Genomic DNA, 14,426 nt, shown 5'->3' on the forward strand with positions numbered 1-14,426 from the left:
TTATTTGCTAATTTAGCATAAAATAATTCTTTATTTATTGCTTTTTTACTTTCAAAAAAGAAAAATTAACTGATTATTTTAAGTTTAATGAATCCCTTTATATCATGATTTTAGACGAAACCGACAGAAAAATATTGCGTCTTTTGCAGGAAGATGCGCACTTGACTTTAAAAGACATTTCGAATCGAATAAATCTTTCGCTGACACCTGTTCATGATCGGGTGAAACGTCTTGAAAAAGAGGGTATTATAGAGCGATATGTATCTATTTTGAACAAGAAAAAACTAGGTAAAAACCTCACGGTCTACTGTCAGGTGACCTTAGTGAAGCAAACTTTTGATATTTCGGATAGTTTCAATCAGGCAATATTGAATTTACCCGAAGTGGTGGAATGTAATTTTGTCTCGGGAAGTTTTGATTATATGCTCAAAATTGTGCTTCCTGACATGGAAAGTTACCATCATTTTCATCAAATGAAATTGTCAATTTTACCCGAAGTTTCATTGATTAATAGCTTCTTTATTATCTCGGAAGTAAAGAGTACAACGGTTTTGCCGATTTAAAATCATTTTTGATTTTAGAATTAAGATTTTAGATTTTTGTGGAATCAAAAACGGGAACTCGATTAATATGATTTCCAACGGTTGAAACCGTTGGCTATAGTTAAACCTTAGATTATTTTTTTTTCTGAATGATAGCTAAAAGATAAAATGTTTTCTTTTAGCCCCGAAAGAAGTGAAAATCCTTTGTGGGCTGGGGTTCAGCTCACAAAGATTGTAACGGATAGCGGGACGATATTGCCTAAAATGTCTAATGTGTCTGCTCCAAAAAATAACAATCGTGTTCAGATTTTAAATAAAAAATCCGCCTCGTTCAAAAACTTGGCGGATTTCTGTTGAATTCAGGTTGGGGCGATTTTATTATCTAAAAAACTAAAATTAAAACTAAAAGAGCAATTTCCAACCTGTAATTGAAATGCTAGTAGTACGTAAAACGTCTAACTTTGGCAATGTATTTGGCTAGGCGTATTACTTGGTGACTGTAGCCGTATTCGTTGTCGTACCAAATGTAAAGCACTATATTTTTTCCGTCTTTGGAAACGATTGTAGCATTGCTGTCGTAAATCGATGGAGCCGAAGTTCCTACAATATCGGAGGAAACCAATTCGTTATTCAAAGAATATTTAATTTGTTCTACCAGTTCGCCTTCAAGTGCATATTTTTTCATAATGCTATTGATGGCTTCTACAGATGTTGCTGTATTTACTTCAAGATTTAATACCACCAATGAACCATTTGGAACTGGAACACGAATGGCGTTTGAAGTTAATTTACCTTCCAAGGATGGTAATGCTTTGGCAACGGCGGTGCCAGCTCCAGTTTCGGTGATGACCATATTGAGAGCTGCCGCTCTACCGCGGCGGTATTTATTATGCATATTGTCGACCAAATTTTGATCGTTGGTGTAGGCATGAATCGTTTCTAAGTGACCTTTTACAACTCCCAATGTATCTTCAATTGCTTTTAGAATAGGAGTAATTGCATTGGTCGTGCAAGAGGCGGCGGAGAAAATGTCAATTTCATCTGGGTTGTATTCATTTTGATTGACACCATGAACAATATTTGGAACTCCTTTTCCAGGTGCAGTCAGTAAAACTTTGTCGGCTCCTTTTGAAGTTAAATGGCGACTCAAAGCCTCTTTTGTCGTAAAAGCACCTGTGTTGTCAATTACTAATGCATGGTCAATTCCGTATTTGGTATAGTCAATTTCTTCGGTTGTGTTTGCTGTGATGACATGAACGGTTGTGCCGTTGATGATTAATGCATTGTTCTCTGTGTCGGCAATAACAGAACCTTGGAAATCTCCGTGAATGGAATCGTAACGTAGCAAAGAAGCTCTTTTTTCTAGACTTGAAGCATCATTTTTGTCTCTAGTTACGATAGCTCTCAAACGCATTTGCTCTCCTTTTCCGGTTTTAGACATCAACTCTCTTGCCAATAAACGACCAATACGACCAAATCCATAAAGGACTACATCTTTGGGTTGGATGTCTTCGGTAAACTTGGCTTCTTTTAATTTGTCTAAAACAAAATGTCTAGCATCTGGATATTTTTCTTCTTCTAAACTATATTCAAAAGTTAGTTTACCAATATCTAATTTTGATGGTGGTAAGTCTAATGAAAGGATAACATTGGCTATTTCTACTGAGTCTGAAACCGAAATGGGTTTGCCTACAAATTTACCAGCATATTCGTGTAAGTTGATTATTTCGCTTACGTTTCTATCAATTAATTGGTTGCGAAACAAAACCAATTCGATTGATTTGTCGTACCATAAATCACTAATAGTTTTGATTAATTCTACTCCTGAACGTCTTCTGTCGGCTTGAAACGAAACCTCTTTTTCGTATAAATCCATTTTAGTCATCTTGAAAATTTGAAATGTAAATTAATGCCTTTTTTAAAATTTGGTGCAAAAGTATATCTTTTATAACAGTTACGAAAACGATTTCGTAAAATTTTTTATTTTTTTTCAATAAAAAAAGCCGGCTTACATTTTGTAAGTCGGCTTTGTATTTATTGATTTAACATTTTAGATAATGATTCGAATGACTTCTCCGTTTTTGTTTATCATTTCGATACGAGTACTTTGTTTTTCATCTTTATTATTCAAAAGTTTCGAAACCGTTTCTACATCGGTTGCTTTGACATTATCAATGCTCAAAATGATATTTCCAGTTAATTCATCGTTGTATTGTGCTAAATTTTCATTGTTGATGGATTTGATTTTTACACCATAATTCAATCTGAATTTCTTTTTGTCATTGGCATCAATGTCTTCTACTTCGATTCCTTTGAATTCACTATTAAAGTTTTCGTTTTTACTCAATACTACTGGAGTTATCAAGGTTTTTCCATCACGTAAATAAGTAACTTCTATTTTGTCATTCGGTCTTTTGGTGTTTACATAACCCGAAAGATCGGCAAAAGTGGCAACATTCTGATTGTCTAACTTGATGATGATGTCGCCTTTTTGTAAATGGGCTTTTTCAGCACCTGAGTTTTTGGTTACTTTGTTAATGTAGAAACCTTGTGTTTGTGAAATGCCTAGTTCTTTAGAAGCAGTTCCGTTTAGTTCACCACCTTCAACTCCTAGAATTCCTCTTTGTACATTTCCAAATTCCATGATATCCTCGATTATTTTTCTAGCATTATTGGATGGAATCGCAAACGAATAACCTACATAGGAACCAGTCATTGACGAAATCATAGTATTGATTCCAATCAATTCGCCACGGGTGTTTACCAATGCACCTCCACTGTTTCCTGGGTTTACAGCAGCATCCGTTTGAAGGAAAGACTGAATTCCTCGAGTATCTAGATTTCTGGCTTTGGCAGAAACAATTCCAGCTGTTACAGTTGATGTCAAGTTATACGGATTTCCAACTGCCAGTACCCATTCACCTACTTTAACCGAATCGGAATTGGCAAAAGTGGAATATGGTAATTTTTCGTCGGCATCGATTTTTAGTAGCGCAATGTCCATTTTTGAATCGGTTCCAATGAGTTTTGCTTTGTACGTTTTTTTGTTGTTCAACGTAATTTCAATATCCTTCGCCTCTTTTACGACATGATTATTGGTAACAATATAGCCATCCTCAGATATTATAACACCAGATCCGGTTCCTACTTGTTCTTGTTGTTGCTGTCCGCCATATCCGTAAAAATATTCCATTATAGGATTGGAAATGGTTCGTACCGATACGTTTTTTACGTGTACCACAGTGTGAATTGTTTTATCTGCTGCTACTGTAAAATCGATATTTTCTGCACCCAAACTAGTTTGTCTTGCATAGGATTCAGGTGCAAGTGTCGTAATTCCGTTTTTGTTGGACGAAAAATAGCCATTGTTGTCAAATAATAATTTGTAGGCACCAAGTGTAGTTGCGCCACTCAACAAGGAAACCAAGAATAATTTTGAAATTTGTTTCATAGCAATAAAGTTTTTATTAGTTATTTGATTACGAATTTAGCGGAATTTTTTTTTCGAACAATATGGTTTAACGCTCTTTAACAATGATTAACAATTCATTAATAGTTTGTACTTTTGTTTGACAAAAATGAAAATAAAAATGCAATTAGAATTTTATAAATACCAAGGAGCTGGAAATGATTTTGTTATGGTTGACAATCGTTCTGGGTTTTTTCCTAAAGAGAATACACAATTGATTGAACATCTTTGCGATAGACGTTTTGGCATTGGTGGAGACGGTCTTATTTTGCTAGAAAATGATACAAATACTGATTTCAAAATGGTATATTACAACTCCGACGGAAATCAAAGTTCGATGTGCGGAAATGGTGGTCGATGTTTGGTCGCTTTCGCTAAAGATTTGAAAGTGATTGAAAATGAAACTACTTTCATTGCAACAGACGGTTTGCATCACGCTTCATTCGAAGATAGCGGATTGGTTTCTTTGCAAATGATAGATGTTCCTACAATTGATATTAAAAAAGAGTATTCATTCTTGAACACAGGTTCTCCACATCATGTGCAAATGGTAGAAGATATAGAGCATTATAATGTAAAAGAAAATGGCGCTGCTATCCGTTATGGTGAATTGTATGGCGCAGCCGGAAGTAACGTTAATTTTGTAAAAAAAATAGACGATAACACTTTTAGACTTCGCACCTATGAAAGGGGAGTAGAAGACGAAACTTTGGCTTGCGGAACGGGAGCCACAGCTGTTGCAATAGCCATGAATGCCACTGGACAAACAGATGCATCATCCATAAATATTGATGTTGAAGGAGGGAAACTAGTTGTTTCTTTTGATAAAACACCAAGTGGTTTTAAGAATGTTTTCTTGAAAGGACCTGCTGAATTTGTGTTTAAAGGAACGATTGAGATTTAAGATAAATCACTAATAGTACAAATTCATAACTGATAACCCATAACCCATAACTTCTTGAATGAAAACACTAAAAGGCGATGACATATACATCCGTGCTCTTGAGCCCAATGATTTGGAGTTTGTTTATGCTATAGAAAATGACCAAAGCATCTGGGAAGTGAGTAACACGCATACACCATACAGTCGGTTTTTGGTAAAACAGTATTTGGAAAATGCGCATCAGGACATTTATGAAGCCAAGCAATTGCGACTGGCTATTTGTCAAGACGAAGATTTTCCGGCTATAGGGCTTATTGACTTGTTTGATTTTGATCCTAAGAACAATAGAGCAGGCGTAGGGATTGTAATTCAAGGTATTGAGAATAGAAATCAGAATATTGGATCAGAAGCATTGGATCTACTTATTCAATATGCTTTTTACAATCTTAATTTACATCAATTATATGCAAATATTGGAACCGAAAATACTGCTAGTATTGCTCTTTTTACTAAATTTGGTTTCCAGTTGATAGGCGTGAAAAAAGATTGGACTTTTGTTAATGGTGTTTATAAAGACGAAGCAATTTATCAATTAATCAACGACTAAATGATTTCAGAAATTGTCTGGATGAAATAAAAATAATAATTTAAAACTTTAATATTTTGAATATAAAGAAAATAGCATCCATAGGATCTGTGGTAATTGTATCCGTCTTAATCGTTTACGGTTTTGTTTTAATGACTCAAATTTTTAGCAGTAATACCAAATTTACTGAGAAAGAGCTTTATGTTTTTGTTCCTACGGGTTCCAATTTCGAAGTTGTAAAGACTATAATTGCTCCTTATGTCGAAAATATGGACCGTTTTGAGATGGTAGCCGGGAAAACCAGTTATCCAGAAAACGTTAAATCAGGTCGTTTTTTACTTAAAAAAGGAATGAACAGTTATGACTTGGTAAAAACGATGCGTGTCAATGATGCTGTAAGTTTGGCGTTTAATAATCAAGAGCGATTAGAAAATTTTGCTGGTAGAGTAGGTTCGCAAATAGAGCCAGATAGTTTGGAATTACTGAATACGTTTAAAGATTCTACATTTTTGAAAGAAAATGGATTTAACGAAGAAAATGTTTTAGTAATGTTTATACCGAATACTTATGATATTTATTGGAATACTTCTGCTGAGAAATTCCGTGATAAAATGATTAAGGAATACCGAAATTTTTGGAATAAAGAAAGAACGGCCAAAGCAGCCACCCAAGGATTGACACCTATTCAAGCAACGATTTTAGCTTCGATAGTACATAAAGAATCCGTTAAAAAAGACGAAAGACCAAGAATTGCAGGAGTTTACTTGAATAGATTAAAATTGGAAATGCCATTACAAGCCGATCCAACTGTAATATTTGCGATGAAAAAGAAAACGAATGATTTTAATCAAGTCATTAAAAGAGTTTTTTACAATGATTTAATTATGAGACATCCTTATAATACTTATATGAATATTGGACTTCCTCCTGGGCCAATTGCTATGCCCGATATCACAGCTCTTGAAGCGGTTTTAAATCCAGAAAAGCACAACTATATATATTTTTGTGCCAGTGTAGATCGATTTGGGTACCACGAATTTGCTGCTACTTTGCCAGAGCATAATTTAAATGCCAAAAAATATTCGGATTGGATTAATGGTCAAGGGGTTCAGCGTTAATACTATTTTTCGTTTAATCGATATTTTAAAAAAAACTTCAAAATTGTTTAATAACAGTTTTGAAGTTTTTTTGTTCTCTTTTTTTTGTCAAATTTGATTTATCCAACATTGATGTTATGAAAACAAAATTGCGAGAGAGATAGACGTCAATGTCATTAAGTTAAGCTTTGTTTTTTCTCGCCAAGACGCAAAGTTAAGAGTCGATTTCTTCGCGTCTTTGTGAGAGTTATATTTTGAAAAAGCGTAGTGAGAAACCCTTAACCTTAATGACATTGGGATAGACGCTGGTTACCGTAATAGTGTAAATAGCCCGACCGCATTATCAAAAGTAGGAAAATAGGCAGGATGTAAAGTAGCCCGCTTTTGGATAATGGGGTCTCGCCCTACTGCTTTTTATTACTATTGGAGCTCTCAAAAAAGAGATGTGTTACTTGATAATTCTTATGTTTTTATTTCAAACGTTATCGTAAAATGATGATTTTGTAATCATTTGAACGAAAAATTGCTTTTTCAAGACGTTTTTACTTTTTTTAAATACGAATAAGATTATTAATATATATGGGTTTTATTGCTTTTTTCCAATTTTAAATTTTTATTTATTTTGCTCGAACGCTCGCACAGCTAGTGACTTATGAACCATAAATTTAAAAAGTTTATAAGTTTAAAGCCTTGATTTTCAGCTTTATTTTTTAAGTCGTATCTTTGCGCATAGAAATTTCTTAACGGGACAGCGTTTTGAAGAAAACTAAAATATGATAAAAAAATGGTATTTTTACGCAAGTTTGATCGTTGTAGTTGCTTTTTTAAGCTACGGTTTTAAACCCTCCAAATTAGAATCTACCCCTTGGTTTCTAATTAATGAAACAGATGATACATCCTACTTACTACCATCATTAAATGTGAGCGATTATACCAATTCTGAGATTCCCTATACTGGAACCTTTTTTATTGGTTATAAAGAAGCAATCGGCTTCAAAGAGTCACAAGGAAAATACAGAAAAATTAATTCTCTCGGCTATTTAGGAAAATACCAATTTGGTATAGAAACTTTAAAATCTATTGGAATTCACAATAGTACTGATTTTCTAAACAGCCCCAAAATGCAAGAAAAAGCTTTTATTGCTCTTCTATCCAAAAACAAATGGGAGTTGAGAGCAATTATCGAAAGGTATGAAGGAACCGTTTTGAATGGAACCCGCATTACTGAATCTGGAATTTTGGCTGCTGCTCACCTTGCCGGTGTCGGTTCTGTTAAAAAATATTTCAGATACAAAGGGAAGCGTTTTTTTAGAGACGCTTATGGTACTTCGTTAAGAAGTTATTTGGTGCGATTTGGAGGTTATGATACCTCTTTTATTGTTGCCAATAGTGCTGCAAGTGTGTTATAATTATTGTATGTTCTAATCATAAAAACGTCCATTTGAAATGATTTCAAATGGACGTTTTTTTTATATAAAAAAAGAGATTACTTATCAAAATCAAAAACCAATCCACCTCCTAAAGAGAATTGGTAAACAGAGGAGTAACTACTAACTGCAGCACCTGATCCACCAGTTCCTAAATAAAATCCGCCTCCAAAAGATTGAGAAGTTGATAATAATTGTGCTTGTAGTTTTAGACCAACTTTATCAGTCATCCATACAATAGCCCCTCCTTTTAATCCCCAAGCAAATTTGGTTAGATTTTGTGAAGGATATTGTTTATTGGTTAATGCATTAGAATTACTAATATTTACAACATTCATACCAATCATAAGTCCACCAAATCCTTCTACTTTGGATCCTGTTGGTCTAAAATATTTGTTACCACCAAACATTATGTAATTCATTTGTACATCATAGTTAATGGTTTTGTTGTTAATAGGATTTGCATAATAGAATGTTGTTGGTGCTGTTGTAGTTTGACCAATATAGGATAATTCAATTCCTTGGTTTCGGCCTACGATATATTCGATTCCACCTCCATATTGCAATCCATCTTGCAATTGTCCAGCATAATTTCCTCCTGAATAATAGGAATCAAAACTGTCTTGAAAAACGTAAGAGCTATACAGATTTAATCTTAAATTGGTGTCATAGCTTTTCGATGCAAATTGTTGGCCATAAATAGCAGATGAGCTCAGGAGTACAAAAGCAATTGCTAATTGAAGTGTGTTTTTCATTGTTTTAAATTAATTTTAATGAATATTTCTTATCAAATTAAAAAGCAATACTTACTATTTAGACCTTTTGTTAGGTGACTGTTTTATTGCTTTTAGACGTTTTCAAAGATAAAAATTTATACTAATTATAGCGTATCATTGTTGATTAATTATAATTATTAAAGTTGCTTTTCTTTGATTGGTATTGTCAGTCTTTTATTCGATGATTTAAAATAAAACACCAATCAAATTGGTGTTTTATAAATTAATCCTCTATTAAAATTTCTAATATCTTAATAGCAGCTTCGCTTATTTTGGTTCCTGGTCCAAAAACGGCTACTGCTCCAGCATCAAACAAAAACTGGTAATCTTGCGTGGGGATAACACCTCCAACAATGACCATGATGTCTTCTCTTCCGTATTTTTTAAGTTCTTCAATTACTTGTGGTACTAATGTTTTGTGTCCTGCTGCAAGTGATGAAACTCCTAGAATATGTACATCATTTTCTACTGCCTGTTTGGCTGCTTCGGCTGGAGTCTGAAAAAGGGGGCCAATATCCACGTCAAAACCTACATCTGCATATCCGGTTGCTACCACTTTGGCACCTCGATCGTGACCATCTTGTCCCATCTTGGCAATCATTATTCTTGGACGACGACCTTCTTGTTTGGCAAAGGTGTCAGCCAGTTGTTTTGCTTTTTCAAAACTCTTGTCGTCTTTTATTTCTTTACTATACACACCGCTAAAGGATTTAATTTGTGCTTTATACCTGCCAAAAACGGTTTCCAAAGCATCACTAATTTCACCCAATGTACAACGATTTCTTGCTGCTTCAACGGCAATTTCCAATAAATTTCCTTTACCTGTTTGTGCGCAAATCGTTAATTTTTGGAGTGATTCTTTTACTTTTTCATCGATTCTAGTTGCTTTAATCCGTTCTAATTGTTCAAGCTGTTGTTGGCGAACCATTTGATTATCAACATCCAAAATTTGTAATGGATCTTCTTTTTCCAAACGGTATTTGTTAACTCCAACAATTACATCTTGATTGCTGTCAATTCGTGCTTGTTTACGTGCTGCTGCTTCCTCAATACGTATTTTTGGAATTCCAGTTTCAATGGCTTTTGTCATTCCACCTAATTCTTCCACCTCTTCAATGAGTTTCCACGCTTTTTCGGCAATTTCATTAGTAAGACTTTCTACATAATAGCTACCAGCCCAAGGATCTACTGTTTTGGTGATTTTGGTTTCTTCCTGTAAGTAGATTTGAGTATTTCTGGCAATTCGAGCCGAAAAATCGGTAGGTAATGCAATTGCTTCATCCAGTGCGTTAGTATGCAAGGATTGTGTTCCTCCAAAGGCAGCAGCAGTTGCTTCGATACAGGTGCGTGCTACATTGTTGAAAGGATCTTGTTCTGTTAAACTCCAACCCGAAGTTTGGCAATGAGTTCTCAGCGCCAATGATTTATCATCTTTTGGATTGAATTGTTTTACCAGTTTTGCCCAAATCATTCTTCCAGCTCTCATTTTGGCTATTTCCATAAAATGGTTCATCCCTATAGCCCAGAAAAAAGAAAGCCGAGGAGCAAATTCATCTATTTTCATTCCGGTTGCCAGCCCAGTTCGGATATATTCTAATCCATCAGCCAGTGTGTAAGCCAATTCAATATCGGCAGTTGCACCTGCTTCTTGCATGTGATACCCTGAGATAGAAATAGAGTTGAATTTCGGCATTTTATTGCTGGTGAATTCAAATATATCGGCGATGATTTTCATTGACGGAGTAGGAGGGTAGATATAAGTATTTCGTACCATAAACTCTTTCAAAATATCATTTTGTATGGTTCCCGAAAGTTGTTCTGGTTTTACACCTTGTTCTTCGGCAGCAACGATATAAAAAGCCATAATGGGTAATACAGCACCGTTCATAGTCATTGAAACGGACATTTCTTCCAGTGGAATTTGGTCGAATAAGACTTTCATATCCTCGACGGAGTCAATAGCAACTCCCGCTTTACCAACATCGCCCACTACGCGTTCGTGATCCGAATCGTAGCCTCTGTGTGTGGGTAAATCAAAAGCAATGGATAGTCCTTTTTGGCCTGCAGCAAGATTTCGTCTGTAAAATGCATTACTTTCCTCGGCAGTAGAAAATCCTGCATATTGGCGTATTGTCCAAGGTCTGCGAACGTACATTGTGGCATAAGGACCGCGTAAATTGGGTGCAAAACCAGCCCCAAAATCAAGATGCTCGATGGATTCGATGTCTTTTTCGGTGTAGGTTTTGTGGAGTTCAATTCCTTCAGCAGTTAGGAAGTTCTCAGTCTGCGGTTTGCTGTCTGCAGTCTGAAAATCTTCTTTAAGTGTTATATGTTGTAAATCTTTTCTTTTCATTTTTTTGAGCAATGGAATTGTAGTGTAATAATTAATCTCGATTAACCCAGATTTTAGAATTTCTTGAAGTGTGATAAACAGCCTTTATAACAATTGTAGTTTGATAAACTGTAAAGTGAATTGAATACGGAAATGTTTCTGTAAATGCAATTCTAACATCATCATATCGAATTTGATATAAAAATGGGTTTTTATGGATAATAGTTACCTCTTTTTTTATAGCATTAGTGAAATTTTTTGCTAATTCGCTTTGTTTACCTCCATACCAAAGTGCAATTTCTTTAATATCTTGTTTTGAGACTTCAAGAATTTTTAAGCTATAATTCATCTTCAATTTCTTTCATAGCTTCAAAAAAGTCTTGGGCGACAGACGGGTCTTTTAAATATTCGCTTGTTCTTTCTCTAACTTCATTTATTTGCCAGTCAGGAATAGTAATCCCCTTTTTCTCAGCTGGTAAAATTATGATTTCTACTTCATCGGCAATAAAATCAAGAGGTAAAGTAATATTAATTTGGTGGTTTTTTACGGTAACTATTTGTCTTATTGCTTCCATCATATATTTTTTATACTGTAAAGATAGTTTTTTATACGTTTGTAGTGATTGCTAAAAATTAATCACATATTACTCTTCCGAAAGTCGTTCTTGTTCCATTTTTTCTGCCAAACGCTTCTCGATTATTGGAGTAATCAATGTTTTTCTGGGTTTTATTTTTACAAAAGGGAATAATTCTAAGTCATCCTTCATTTTGTCATTCTTGTTCGGGTATTTGTTTGTTCCCAATAGTGTTTCTTTTCCAGAATCAAATAATGCTTGTTCGGCATCAGCGCTTTCCTGGATTTTTCTTTTAATTACACCTTCGTTCAGTTGTTTTAGAAAACCGCCCTTGGCTTCAATATCTTTGAATAATACTAAAGCTTTTTCGGCCAATTGATTGGTTAAGCTTTCGATATAATAACTTCCATCCGAAGGATTATCGACTTTGTCAAAATAGCTTTCCTCCTTTAGAATCAGCAATTGATTTCGGGATATTCTGTCGCCAAATTCATTGTCTTTATGGTACAACGCATCATAGGGTAAATTGGCAATGGCATCTGCACCACCGAGAATTGCACTCATGCATTCTGTTGTAGTTCGAAGCATATTTACATTATAATCGTAAATGGTTTTGTTTCGTTTTGTGGGTGTCACCAATAAATGACACTCTAAGTTGTGACCGTATTCTTTGGCTATTTTATTAAAAAGTATTCGAACAGCACGTAGTTTTGCTATTTCGAAAAAATAATTGGATCCAACTGAAATTTGAAAAACAATGGGTTGGTTTATTGCAGTAATTCGGTTGAAATATTCATTGACATGTGCAAGACTGTAAGCAATTTGCTGTACCATATTGGCACCCGCATTTTGATACAAGCCACTATTTATGCTAATGAGTGAAAGAGATGAAGCTTCTTTTGTTAAAATATTTAAGGTTTCAAAATTATTTTTTTCTGGTGTCTGAAACCAATTTCCATCTTTGGACAATTGTCCGATTGGATCGAAAAGGCAAAATATAGTTGCTTTTTTTTCTATTGCAATTGCATTAATTTTTTTTACGAAATCGATTGAAATGAATTGAAAATAAAAGTAAATGGTAATTTTTTCTAAAGGAAGTTTCTCTAATAAATTTTTAATGTTTATTGTTGCGTCAGGAATAGTAAAACGAAGGCTTTCTGCACCACGATTAATAGAGTCCAACCCTTTTTCGATTGATTTATTGATATCAAAAACAAAGATGTTTTGGCAAATTTTGAATTGTGATGCTTTTGTTGAAACGGAACTTTTTTTTGTAAAATCTTCTTTGTCGTAAAATGGTTTTACTTTTATATCTTCTGGAGAATTCCAGATTAATGTTTCATTATAATCGGCTCCTTTGAGTTCAAACTGGATTTTTTGTTTCCAAAGTTTTGCAGATACTGGGCTGAAATCGTCAAATAAATTTTTGGCCATTTTTAATTGTAATTAGTATTGGAATGTGGTAAGATTATTTTTTTTTAACAGTATCGCCTTCAAATTCGATGATATAAATGTCTTCACTATCTTTTTTCATATAGTATTTCTCCCGAGCATATTTTTCTACTTGCAAAGGATTTTTTAATTGTTTGATGTTTTCATCGTCTTTTTTTATTTCTCCTTTATAATAGGTAGCATTATCTTCTAATTCGTTTATTTGTTTGTTTAAAAAACGATGTTCAAAATAGGAGTAGTTGTCTAAAAAAACCATCCAAGTCAAAAAGGACAAAGACACCCAAACGTATTTGTTACTTAAAAATTTGAACCAATATTTGTCTTTGAATGGGTTTTTCATCAGGAAATTTCTTTATTCGTATTTGCTTAAAATTGTGTTTGTTACAACTTCTAGATTTGTATTCTGTTGGATTAAAATAAGAAGATTTACTTATTTAAACGCAGATAAAATTACAAAAAATTATGATATACGTTGATTAATTACAGCACGAACGACATCTATAGCCACTGTATTGAATTTGTCATTTGGTATTATAATATCTGCATACGCTTTTGTTGGCTCTATAAATTGCTGATGCATTGGTTTTAATGTAGTTTGATAGCGATTTAAAACTTCATTCATGTCCCTGCCGCGTTCTGCAATATCTCTTTTCATTCGTCGTATTAATCGTTCGTCTGAATCAGCATGCACAAAGATCTTGATGTCAAAAAGTTCTCTTAATTCGGGATTTGTTAAAATAAGAATCCCTTCTACAATCATTACTTTTCTTGGATGGGTAACAATGGTATCATCTGTTCTATTGTGTTGTACAAAAGAATATACAGGTTGATTGATAATATTTCCAGCCTTCAATTCTTTGAGATGTGCAACCAACAATTCAAAATCAATTGCTCTAGGATGGTCAAAATTAATATTGGAACGATCTTCGTAACTAAGGTCGTGTGTTTGTTTGTAATAAGAGTCTTGAGCAATTATCCCCACTTCGGCCTCTGGTAATTCATTCATAATCTGATGTACCACGGTTGTTTTTCCGCAACCTGTTCCCCCTGCAATTCCAATGATAAGCATATAATGTATTTGATGTGTTTAAGGTGCAAAAATAGGTATTTAAGGATATTGATTTTTCTTTTTTAGATATAAAATTAGAATGTATACAATTATCAGTTTTTATGTATAGGTGTTAATTACTTTTTGCTTATTTAAAGTTGTTGATATTTGCTCTATTTTAAATTATATTCGGTAATTATAGTTGAGTTATTTTTTTATACTTTACTTTTCGTGTTAAA

14 protein-coding genes are annotated in these 14,426 nt (G+C 34.0%); 5 read left to right on the forward strand and 9 right to left on the reverse strand.

Going from position 1 to position 14,426, the window contains the following annotated elements:
- The first annotated feature begins 104 nt into the window (after window positions 1-104).
- Window positions 105-563, forward strand: a complete 459-nt coding sequence (locus tag AC8GF4_RS11135) for an Lrp/AsnC family transcriptional regulator (protein ID WP_269222065.1) — start codon at window positions 105-107, stop codon at window positions 561-563.
- A 415-nt stretch (window positions 564-978) separates the two neighbouring features.
- Here AC8GF4_RS11135 and AC8GF4_RS11140 read toward each other — a convergent pair whose 3' ends face one another.
- Together AC8GF4_RS11140 and AC8GF4_RS11145 are read right to left on the reverse strand one after the other, a co-directional pair.
- Complete coding sequence (locus AC8GF4_RS11140) at window positions 979-2,427, reverse strand: glyceraldehyde-3-phosphate dehydrogenase (protein WP_506594686.1); 1,449 nt, start codon at window positions 2,425-2,427, stop codon at window positions 979-981.
- 165 nt (window positions 2,428-2,592) lie between these two features.
- Window positions 2,593-3,993, reverse strand: coding sequence for a S1C family serine protease (locus tag AC8GF4_RS11145; RefSeq protein WP_506594687.1), 1,401 nt, complete (start codon window positions 3,991-3,993; stop codon window positions 2,593-2,595).
- 139 nt (window positions 3,994-4,132) lie between these two features.
- On the opposite strand from AC8GF4_RS11145, the gene dapF reads away from it, so the two are divergent.
- The 4 genes from dapF (at window position 4,133) to AC8GF4_RS11165 (ending at window position 7,986) form a co-directional block, all read left to right on the forward strand.
- Complete coding sequence (gene dapF, locus AC8GF4_RS11150; RefSeq protein ID WP_506595067.1) at window positions 4,133-4,915, forward strand: diaminopimelate epimerase; 783 nt, start codon at window positions 4,133-4,135, stop codon at window positions 4,913-4,915.
- A gap of 58 nt (window positions 4,916-4,973) precedes the next feature.
- Window positions 4,974-5,501: a GNAT family N-acetyltransferase gene (locus tag AC8GF4_RS11155; protein WP_506594689.1), complete on the forward strand. Its 528-nt coding sequence runs from the start codon at window positions 4,974-4,976 to the stop codon at window positions 5,499-5,501.
- A gap of 56 nt (window positions 5,502-5,557) precedes the next feature.
- Window positions 5,558-6,598 carry an endolytic transglycosylase MltG gene (gene mltG / locus AC8GF4_RS11160; protein ID WP_506594690.1) on the forward strand — a complete coding sequence of 347 codons (1,041 nt, stop codon included), beginning with the start codon at window positions 5,558-5,560 and terminating at the stop codon, window positions 6,596-6,598.
- A 752-nt stretch (window positions 6,599-7,350) separates the two neighbouring features.
- A complete protein-coding gene (locus tag AC8GF4_RS11165) occupies window positions 7,351-7,986 on the forward strand; it encodes a peptidoglycan-binding protein LysM (RefSeq protein ID WP_506594691.1) in 636 nt (211 codons plus the stop codon).
- A gap of 77 nt (window positions 7,987-8,063) precedes the next feature.
- On the opposite strand, the gene AC8GF4_RS11170 is transcribed toward AC8GF4_RS11165, so the two are convergent.
- The 7 genes from AC8GF4_RS11170 to udk form a co-directional block, all read right to left on the reverse strand.
- On the reverse strand, window positions 8,064-8,759 hold the full coding sequence (locus AC8GF4_RS11170) for a hypothetical protein (RefSeq protein ID WP_506594692.1): 696 nt from the start codon (window positions 8,757-8,759) through the stop codon (window positions 8,064-8,066).
- Between the two features lie 244 nt (window positions 8,760-9,003).
- On the reverse strand, window positions 9,004-11,133 hold the full coding sequence (gene scpA / locus AC8GF4_RS11175) for a methylmalonyl-CoA mutase (RefSeq protein WP_506594694.1): 2,130 nt from the start codon (window positions 11,131-11,133) through the stop codon (window positions 9,004-9,006).
- 31 nt (window positions 11,134-11,164) lie between these two features.
- Window positions 11,165-11,461, reverse strand: coding sequence for a type II toxin-antitoxin system RelE/ParE family toxin (locus AC8GF4_RS11180; protein ID WP_506594696.1), 297 nt, complete (start codon window positions 11,459-11,461; stop codon window positions 11,165-11,167).
- Window positions 11,451-11,690, reverse strand: coding sequence for a hypothetical protein (locus AC8GF4_RS11185; RefSeq protein ID WP_506594697.1), 240 nt, complete (start codon window positions 11,688-11,690; stop codon window positions 11,451-11,453). Before AC8GF4_RS11185 ends, AC8GF4_RS11180 begins: the two co-directional genes overlap by 11 nt.
- Before the next feature lie 66 nt (window positions 11,691-11,756).
- Window positions 11,757-13,121 (reverse strand): methylmalonyl-CoA mutase subunit beta, encoded by a 1,365-nt coding sequence (locus AC8GF4_RS11190; protein WP_506594699.1) that lies wholly within the window; start codon window positions 13,119-13,121, stop codon window positions 11,757-11,759.
- A gap of 34 nt (window positions 13,122-13,155) precedes the next feature.
- A complete protein-coding gene (locus AC8GF4_RS11195; protein ID WP_506594700.1) occupies window positions 13,156-13,479 on the reverse strand; it encodes an FtsB family cell division protein in 324 nt (107 codons plus the stop codon).
- A 120-nt stretch (window positions 13,480-13,599) separates the two neighbouring features.
- Window positions 13,600-14,208: a uridine kinase gene (gene udk, locus AC8GF4_RS11200; protein WP_506594701.1), complete on the reverse strand. Its 609-nt coding sequence runs from the start codon at window positions 14,206-14,208 to the stop codon at window positions 13,600-13,602.
- Window positions 14,209-14,426 lie beyond the last annotated feature (218 nt).

The sequence above is a fragment of the Flavobacterium rarum (SeqCode) genome, assembly GCF_965234445.1.
Taxonomy (GTDB): domain Bacteria; phylum Bacteroidota; class Bacteroidia; order Flavobacteriales; family Flavobacteriaceae; genus Flavobacterium; species Flavobacterium rarum.